The sequence below is a fragment of the uncultured Shewanella sp. genome (assembly GCF_947495455.1).
Classification (GTDB): domain Bacteria; phylum Pseudomonadota; class Gammaproteobacteria; order Enterobacterales; family Shewanellaceae; genus Shewanella.
This window is the reverse complement of record NZ_CANLZC010000159.1, coordinates 1-8,156: the sequence shown is the minus strand read 5'-3', so window position 1 is coordinate 8,156 and position 8,156 is coordinate 1. Positions and strand designations below refer to the sequence as shown.

General features: G+C 38.7%; 8 protein-coding genes. 4 read left to right on the top strand and 4 right to left on the bottom strand.

From position 1 onward, the window contains the following. Positions 1-60: 60 nt before the first annotated feature. From Q0791_RS23720 to Q0791_RS23710, 3 genes are all read left to right on the top strand, one after another. On the top strand, positions 61-879 hold the full coding sequence (locus Q0791_RS23720) for a DGQHR domain-containing protein (RefSeq protein WP_299011736.1): 819 nt from the start codon (positions 61-63) through the stop codon (positions 877-879). Continuing rightward, entirely contained in the window at positions 880-1,845 is a 966-nt protein-coding gene (locus Q0791_RS23715; RefSeq protein WP_299011735.1) for a hypothetical protein, read from the top strand. 101 nt (positions 1,846-1,946) lie between these two features. Then, complete coding sequence (locus tag Q0791_RS23710) at positions 1,947-2,603, top strand: hypothetical protein (protein ID WP_299011734.1); 657 nt, start codon at positions 1,947-1,949, stop codon at positions 2,601-2,603. A 191-nt stretch (positions 2,604-2,794) separates the two neighbouring features. Here Q0791_RS23710 and Q0791_RS23705 read toward each other — a convergent pair whose 3' ends face one another. Next, on the bottom strand, positions 2,795-3,550 hold the full coding sequence (locus Q0791_RS23705; protein ID WP_299011733.1) for a sulfite exporter TauE/SafE family protein: 756 nt from the start codon (positions 3,548-3,550) through the stop codon (positions 2,795-2,797). 290 nt (positions 3,551-3,840) lie between these two features. Between Q0791_RS23705 and thiI the strand changes: the two genes are divergently transcribed. Beyond that, complete coding sequence (thiI, locus tag Q0791_RS23700) at positions 3,841-5,295, top strand: tRNA uracil 4-sulfurtransferase ThiI (protein WP_299011732.1); 1,455 nt, start codon at positions 3,841-3,843, stop codon at positions 5,293-5,295. A 139-nt stretch (positions 5,296-5,434) separates the two neighbouring features. On the opposite strand, the gene Q0791_RS23695 is transcribed toward thiI, so the two are convergent. The 3 genes from Q0791_RS23695 to Q0791_RS23685 all read right to left on the bottom strand — a co-directional run bounded on the left by Q0791_RS23695 (position 5,435) and on the right by Q0791_RS23685 (position 7,979). Further along, complete coding sequence (locus Q0791_RS23695; protein ID WP_299011731.1) at positions 5,435-6,670, bottom strand: hypothetical protein; 1,236 nt, start codon at positions 6,668-6,670, stop codon at positions 5,435-5,437. Positions 6,671-6,823: 153 nt separating this feature from the next. Further along, positions 6,824-7,345 carry an NAD(P)H-dependent oxidoreductase gene (locus Q0791_RS23690; RefSeq protein ID WP_299011730.1) on the bottom strand — a complete coding sequence of 174 codons (522 nt, stop codon included), beginning with the start codon at positions 7,343-7,345 and terminating at the stop codon, positions 6,824-6,826. Between the two features lie 97 nt (positions 7,346-7,442). Beyond that, positions 7,443-7,979: a hypothetical protein gene (locus tag Q0791_RS23685; protein WP_299011729.1), complete on the bottom strand. Its 537-nt coding sequence runs from the start codon at positions 7,977-7,979 to the stop codon at positions 7,443-7,445. Between the last annotated feature and the right edge of the window lie 177 nt (positions 7,980-8,156).

The following is an 8,156-nucleotide window of genomic DNA, read 5'->3' as shown; positions in this document are numbered from 1 at the left end:
AGATAGGACTCGGATTTTGACGCATTTAAACGATCAGTCAACCGATCAATAAATCGTTAAATGATCGGCATTACCTCAGAAATAGCGAGTTATATTGATTCTGGCTTAGGTACAATTCCTAGTTCAATTGTACTTTCAGCCCAAGAAGACAGTGGTTTTATATACGATTCCAAAAATAAATCGGTTAGTTTTGATAAAATTAGTAAAGCATTTTTAATTATTGATGGTCAGCATCGAGTTTATGGTTTTAAGCTTGCGAAAACCGCGCTTAGGATCCCAGTTGTCGTTTACGAAAATCTTTCCAAACGTGATGAGTCTAGATTGTTTATTGATATTAACTCAAAGCAAAAAGGGGTCCCTACAGAGCTACTGCTAGACATAAAAAAAATGGCAGAGTATGAGAGCGATACAGAACAATATCTTAGGGAGCTGTTTGATATATTTTTAAATGAAAATGACAGTGCGCTATACAATAGGCTGTCAGCATCGAAAAGAGTGAAGGGAAAAATAACCCGGTCTGTTTTTAATACTGCTGTTAAGCCATTGGTGAAAGTATTTGGTAACAAAAGCCCTGATGAAATATATGAAATATTTAATTCCTATTTAGTGGCTTTTAATGAAGGTGTTTTAGTCCCCCATCATTTAGAAGAGCAAGCGTTTAATACAACAGTATTTAAAGCGATTTCAGGTTTCTTTCCGATAATAACAGCAAGAGTAAAAGATAGATTTGGAGCAATCTATTCTGTTGATAATTACTATGAATTTACTCAAATTACTGGTCAACGGATAAAGCCTGCCAAGATTGAAAATCCTACGAATGCATATAAACCTATTGTCGATCACCTAGAAGAGTCATTAAAGCAGGAGTTTACTCTATAGATGACGCCTGAAATTAAAATACTTCACCAACTTTCTATGAATGAAATATTTGAAGTAAACTCTTCAACCGAGTCGGATTTAAAGGCTTGGGTTGCGAATGGCCACTATCTTCTTTTGAATACATTAGTACCTTCTGCAAGAAATAGAGCTGTTGAATTTGAACTTCGATTTCAGCAAAAAGAAATTCTCCACATATCATTAGCAAATGACTGCAATAGGTTTGCTCAAGCGGCTATAGAATCAATGTGGAGCATAGGAAAAGTTAGCCAATTACCTAAAAGTACAAGTTGGGCTTCAGTTCAAATGTATTATGCGGCCTTTTTTTCAGTACACGCTATATTGCGTATTTTTGGTCAAGCTTGTAGCCAGTTGGAAAATGACCATGTTGACAAAGTATTGGAAATAGCGAAGGCAACTCAGTTTGATGGTGGTGTTACAAGTATAGAGAATGGCTTTTATTTTTCTTCAATTTCCAATAACGAAATGAAATTTAAGAAATTAAAAGATTCCCATGCTGATACATGGTCATCATTTTCAGGGTTGCTAAAATGGTTGATTGATAATGTTTCTAATACGACAGGTTTAGGGGCGCATAAATCAGAAGCGGTAACATTAATATCAAATATCAAAGCGGCAATACATAAATCTGGTGCAGCTAAAGGTAATTGGCCTTCTCAAGTTAGAAATAAGGTTAATTATCAACACACTCATGGCGTATGGTACCCCTACAAAGGTGCAATACATGACCAAGAAGCAGTTCTGAGAAACTCAGAATGGATGAAAAATCCTAGCAGCTTTGATTTGAGTATTAATGGTAATGATATTTCACTTTTATATAGTTTAAGTAACTCTATATTATCGTTGATGTATCACTTAATGAAATATGGCTATGACCGCTCAGGGAAGGTTTCACAGCCCTTAAAAAATGGTACATTTCGATTAATTAACCAGCTTCAAGCCGCCTAATGCTAACAAGGCGCTGCTGTCGGACAAATTTTACGCTGAGCTCCAAATTTTCCGCAGAGCGCGGCGTTATGTAGCTTGGGAAAGTATAGTGAATACCCCAAATGAGTAGAAAATCGATTTCCCCTAAAATACAGGCAGATGTTCTTTTAAAATCACGTAGACGTTGTTGTATATGCTATGGATTAAATAGAGACACAACCATCAAACAAGGACAGATTGCACACCTAGATCATGACCCTAGTAACAACTCTGAAAATAATTTAGCTTTTCTTTGCTTTGATCATCATGATCAATACGATAGCACTACTCGTCAAAGTAAAAACTTCACAAAAATAGAAGCATTAAAATTTAGAGACGAGCTAATAATTGATATTACTAATGCTTTTTCTGGTCTAGTTTCATTTGGAGATGCTAGCACTCTTGGTGTTGATATTATATCTGGGCATTATGTTAGAGATGGTGAATTTGAAAGTGCTGATATAAAAGTCCAAAGATTAATTGATGGGAAGTATCATATCGAAGGTTTAGCCTTGTGGGGGAAAACAAGAGAATATGGTCCAAATATCGGGGATCTAGATTTCATTGCTGAATTAATAAATGGCGATACTATTGAATACTCTTTGGGACGCCAAGGGAGAGAGCCATACCAAGCAATATTTAAATTTGAAAATGGCAAACTAACTATTTCGGAGGATAATTGGTGCGGTATGTTTGGTATGAATGTATGTTTTCAAGGTCAGTATCACAAAGCTACATAACTAATAAGGATAGGCCGTGCGTAGTCGCGCCCTAATCCCAAGTGATAAGCCGCTTGATATTTACCTTCTAAGACCCAAAAATAGGCTTTTCCTACCGAAAAATTACTGAAACAACCCTGCTAATCGTTAGTCAAAAGTACCACCTTGATGTTTGGGGTTGACCAGTACAGATTGCGGCTGTTTGCTCTACTTTAAAATAGCTTAAGTGATTGAAATATTAAGTGGATTGCCAGCAAGGTTAGAATAGCATTAAGCCATTTAATGAATTTCTCATCGCTGATTTTTTGCAAATAATGCTGTCCTGCCCAAGTGCCGATAAAGCCTGTGAATAACATTAAAAGCATTAACAATAAATAGTCATGAAAGGCAAAGCCTAATAAACCAAACGTCATGACTTTGATGATATTCACTATGACCATGCAAGTCGAAAAAGTGGCTACATGGGCTTGGCGGTTTAGGGAGAGTGATTTGATCAATATCGCCACAAGGGGGCCTATTGCGCCGACAAATATTGACGCCAATGTGGTCATCGCGCCAAATAAAGCAGAGAAGCCTCTTATGTGTGTACTTAAGTGATATTGAGGTAAGGGGCCCCATATTGAATACAGAATAAATAATCCAAGGAGTAATTGGAGTGTGCTGACGGGCAATGCAATATAGATATGTGCGCCAATGAGCCCACCTAATATTGCTCCAAGTGAAAAATAGCCTAACAGGTGATAATGAATGTGACGGTACAAAAGGAGAGCACGACCCGTATTGGCGCCCAATTGCACTATACCATGAACAGGTACAACAGCCGAGATCGGCATGAGCTGGGCCATTAAGGTTAATAGGGCGATACCACCGCCGATCCCCATGGCGGAGGTGAGGACAGATGTGAAAAAGCTTGCGATGATGAGAATAATCGCATTTAACAAGCTGAGATCTGTGGGCAGTAGTGACATTTTTAACCTTAGTGAACTGCTATTTAGTTAAAAGGCTAGGAGATGATGTGTATTAATCAAGATTGAGTGCATAGCTCATTGATCTTGGCATTGAGCTTGATATTGGATAGGCCAAAGATGAAAGGGAGTGATTGAAAGCTTAGCGGTATGAAGCCATCTCAAGACTTGACAAAAATTTCATTTCAACTGGCTTCTGTTGAGTACAGTCTCATGGGTATATATCGACACATGTGTGTATGCTATAATCCCGCTCCGTTTATTGACCCTTAATCTCTTCGTTCGGAACGCCCATGAAATTTATCGTAAAACTGTTTCCTGAAATCATGATGAAAAGCAAGCCGGTAAGAATGCGTTTTACCAAAATGCTGGAAACAAATATCAGAAATGTCCTTAAAAATGTTGACGAAAGTGCCAAAGTGCAGCGTCAGTGGGACAAAATCATGATCATGGTGCCCGATGACAGAGCAGATTTAATTGAGGCCTTTGGTGAGCGCTTAGCTTGCATTCCGGGCATTGCACATATTTTGCAGGTGAATGTCAGTACTTTTGAGTCTATTGATGATATTTATCAGCAAACCTTAGCGGCTTACAAAGATGAGTTGGCTGGCAAAACTTTTTGTGTTCGCGTGAAACGCACTGGCAAACATGACTTTAATTCCATTGAAGTGGAACGTTATGTGGGCGGCGGGCTCAATCAGTTTACTGATGCTATTGGTGTTAAATTAAAGAATCCTGATCTCACAGTGAATCTTGAAATCGATCAAGACCAACTTTATCTCGTGGATAAGCGTATTCAAGGCCTAGGTGGTTTTCCTATGGCCACACAAGAAGATGTGTTGTCGCTTATATCCGGTGGTTTTGACTCTGGAGTCTCGAGCTATCAATTTATTAAACGTGGTTCACGGACACATTTTTGCTTCTTTAATTTAGGCGGCGATCAGCATGAAATCGGCGTGAAGCAAGTGGCTTATCATTTATGGAAAAAATACGGTGAGTCTCATCAAGTGAAGTTTATTTCCGTGCCTTTCGATCCTGTGGTACAAGAGTTATTAGAGCGAGTCGATAATGGCCAAATGGGAGTCATATTAAAACGTATGATGATGCGCACCGCGGCGAAAGTGGCTGAGCGTATGGGCATACAAGCCTTAGTGACGGGGGAAGCCATGGGTCAAGTCTCTAGTCAAACTTTGACTAATTTAAATGTCATCGATAGGTGTACAGAGCAACTGATTTTACGCCCCTTGATTACTATGGATAAACAAGACATTATTGATATTAGCCGTGAGATTGGCACAGAAGATTTCGCCAAATCCATTCCTGAATATTGTGGCGTGATCTCACAAAAGCCGACGGTTAAAGCTGTTTTGTCTAAGATTGAAAAAGAAGAAGAGAAGTTTTCTGAAGGTTTAATCGACAGAGTCTTAGCTGAGTCTAAGGTGATTAGCATTAAGGATATCGCTACCGAAATGGATCAACAAATCACTGAAACGGCAACCGTTGATGCCATCAATCAAGGTGAAGTGGTGATTGATGTGCGTGCCCCTGAAGAAGAAGAGCTTTCGCCGTTAAAGCTTAATGGTATCGAAGTGAAGAAAGTGCCATTTTATAAGTTAGCCACACAATTTGGCGATTTTGATAAAGCCAAAACTTATCTATTGTATTGCGATCGTGGGGTAATGAGTAAGTTACAGACCTTATATTTGCAAGAGCAAGGCTATACCAATGTGAAGGTTTATCGCCCTTAAAATCGATATTAGCACTAATACTAACATCAACAACATTAGCAAGATTGGCATTGGATGCGGTACTGAGTGAGAAAAGGCTATTACATTGAGTGTAATAGCCTTTTTGATATTTGCTGAGTCTTCACATTTAGCGTGATGGCTAATAAAAATAACGCTGACAGTGCGTTTCTCTCATCATGTATTTAGACTGAAATAATGGTCGGGCTATTGTGAAGCCGAAATGAAATTGACCCACAGACTGGTTGCCATAGGTCGTTGGAATATTCAGATAAGCATCTTCTAACCTTGTTCCAAAGCGCAAATAGGCAATAGGATCTCGGTTTAAAAACTGGTTATAGCGAACCAGATTATTTTGGGCGTTGTCATTATTGTCTGTCGAGCTGGTGCCGGGTAAATTTGCACTGCTATCATCTTCGCAGTAATTTCTATTGCCATTACGGGCGCTGATATAAATCGCAGGGTTATTGCCTGTGTATTGATCATAATAAAAGTAGTTGTGCTCTATAATATTGTGGCTTGGAGTTTGATGCCTCACTGTTCCCCCTTGACCGCAGTTGCGATAAAGATAAATTCCTCCGAAATTAATAGCAGAAAACAAATTACCCCTTATGGTATTAAAGGCTGAGCCATCAATGGCCATCACCTCCCGTGGGCCATTGGCATGAAATTGATTATTTAAAATGTGATTGTAATTGGTTTCCGCATCAAGATATAAGGCAACGGAGCTGGATGTGCCTTGAATGTTTGAATCTTGTAAGGTGACATGGTGAACACCGGGAGCAATATACAAAGGGGTGCGAACTATTGATTCAAGAGTAAGGTTATTGAGGACAATATGATGAGGTGCGGCGTTATTGGCTCTTAGTGTATGCCCAAGGGTTTGCGAAGAAGCGTTGACGTTCGGCGCTTCGCCATTTTTTCCCATGCCAATAATGCGAATATTACCTTTAATATAACAATTCTCGATACTAATGTTTTCAGGGACGGACCAAGTGTCATCATCTAATTTAACCGATTGAATAGTAATAGTATTGTCAGAGTGAGTAAAGATCCCCGCTGCAATGCCTGAATGCATGTCTATGATGCCATTATTGCAGTTAATATGAGTATTAGAGGCTGCTTCATTCTGAATGATGATTTTTTTAGTGAGAATATCAGTAGCCGATAAAGATAAATGACAGGCTAAATAAACGGTGTGATCTTGGTGAGTTGCAGGTGCAAGAATGTTGGCTTTTTCAGAATCGCTGCAAGTTTCTAAATGATTTACTAAGTTATTTGCTAAGTTATTTTCTATTGTCCCCTGTACAGAATAGGAAAGGATGAAGGAGGATAGGGCGAATAAATAAAATAAGAATAAGGCAGTGGACTTGGGCATAATCAATCCTTTTTAAAAGATATGATACTGCAATATTCATAAGTGTTATTAAGTCACGTCAAACACCTAATAGTGGGTGATAGAGGTGTTTGACGTGATAGGCAAGAAGCTCCTCTTATTATTGATGATGTCGTCGGTGATATCAAAATAAGATTAGAGCTGTTTTATTGCTGTTAGCAAGTCTTCATGGATAGCTTGATTATTGATGGTATTGTTTGCAACATCAAAATTGTCAAAAAAACGGGGGACAGATAAATGGGCTTTAACATCGGCTGCAAAAAAGGGAGCAGAATGTAAGGCTGATTGCATTACGCTGGCGGCGCCCCCCGGCCCTGGTGAGGTGGAAAGCAATAAAGTGGGCTTATTTTGAAACACTTTATTGTCGATGCGAGAAAGCCAATCAAAGAGGTTTTTGTAGGCAGCGGTGTAAGATCCATTATGCTCAGCAAAGGAAATGATCAGTTTATCTGCGGCGGTAATTTTATTAAAAAAAGCTTGAGCGAGTGCTGGGTGGCCTAGCTCTTCTTCTCTATCAACACTAAAGAGAGGAAGTTCATAATCATTTAAATCGGCGATTTCAATGTCGGCATTGGGTACTAAGCTACAGGCATAAGTCACGAGCTTTTTATTGATAGATTGACGACTGCTACTGGCAGCAAAGGCAAAGATTTTCATTGTTTTTCTCATTATGGTGATTGGCATTTGGACAGCGTAAACGTCCTACTTTATTGTCATAAAAGCCATTGATAAATGGCTTTTCATTGGGGGAATATTATGGGAGCGTTGAGCACATAAAAAACGTGCTGGTAGGCGTTAAGCTTGGCTCCACATATCGACTGATATAAGTCAGGTTTTCTTGATAAGTACTTTGGCCTGGCTCTTTCAATAAGCCTGTTTCAGAATGGACATTAAAGGTCACCCCAACAGGAATAGTCACCGTTGATTTTTCCCATATAGTGAGGGTTTGATTGAATTGATAATCAATGTTAAATAAGGGAGAGTCATGCTTTGTTAATGTGAAGTTTAACACGTGTTCTTGAGTTGAAGTTAAATCACAGTTATCAACCAGTAATATCTCAACTTTCTGATATAAAGGTAAAATTTGTTCTCCTAATGCAAGGGTGAAATCATCACTTTGATTAATAGGATTTGACGTATAACTGGCATAGGGGATGCGATCGTCATTGGTTTCTACTTTAATCTTTGAATTTTTTTCAACATCGATATTGTAGAAGAGTTTTCCTTGATTATCCGTGGTGGCAGTTTGACCATTGATTAAAAACGAAACATTTTCTATGGGCAGTCCCATGATGTGTTTGAATGTCCCATTGATAGTAGCGTTGAATGAAGTATTACTATCTAACACCGTAATAATAAGATTATCAGGGGTTGAACTTAACTCACCATCGTTGACTGACGTGGTTTAATTGATACGACTAACCCAGTTAAGACATAATTGATTTAACTGGAGATTGAAATGAAAACA

What these genes read in the sequence shown, in the direction of transcription:
- Q0791_RS23715 (WP_299011735.1), top strand. Translation starts at nt 880, where the DNA reads ATGACGCCTGAAATTAAAATACTTCACCAACTTTCTATGAATGAAATA.
- Q0791_RS23720 (WP_299011736.1), top strand. Translation starts at nt 61, where the DNA reads ATGATCGGCATTACCTCAGAAATAGCGAGTTATATTGATTCTGGCTTA.
- Q0791_RS23710 (WP_299011734.1), top strand. Translation starts at nt 1,947, where the DNA reads ATGAGTAGAAAATCGATTTCCCCTAAAATACAGGCAGATGTTCTTTTA.
- Q0791_RS23705 (WP_299011733.1), bottom strand. Translation starts at nt 3,550, where the DNA reads ATGTCACTACTGCCCACAGATCTCAGCTTGTTAAATGCGATTATTCTC.
- Q0791_RS23695 (WP_299011731.1), bottom strand. Translation starts at nt 6,670, where the DNA reads ATGCCCAAGTCCACTGCCTTATTCTTATTTTATTTATTCGCCCTATCC.
- thiI (WP_299011732.1), top strand. Translation starts at nt 3,841, where the DNA reads ATGAAATTTATCGTAAAACTGTTTCCTGAAATCATGATGAAAAGCAAG.
- Q0791_RS23685 (WP_299011729.1), bottom strand. Translation starts at nt 7,979, where the DNA reads ATGGGACTGCCCATAGAAAATGTTTCGTTTTTAATCAATGGTCAAACT.
- Q0791_RS23690 (WP_299011730.1), bottom strand. Translation starts at nt 7,345, where the DNA reads ATGAAAATCTTTGCCTTTGCTGCCAGTAGCAGTCGTCAATCTATCAAT.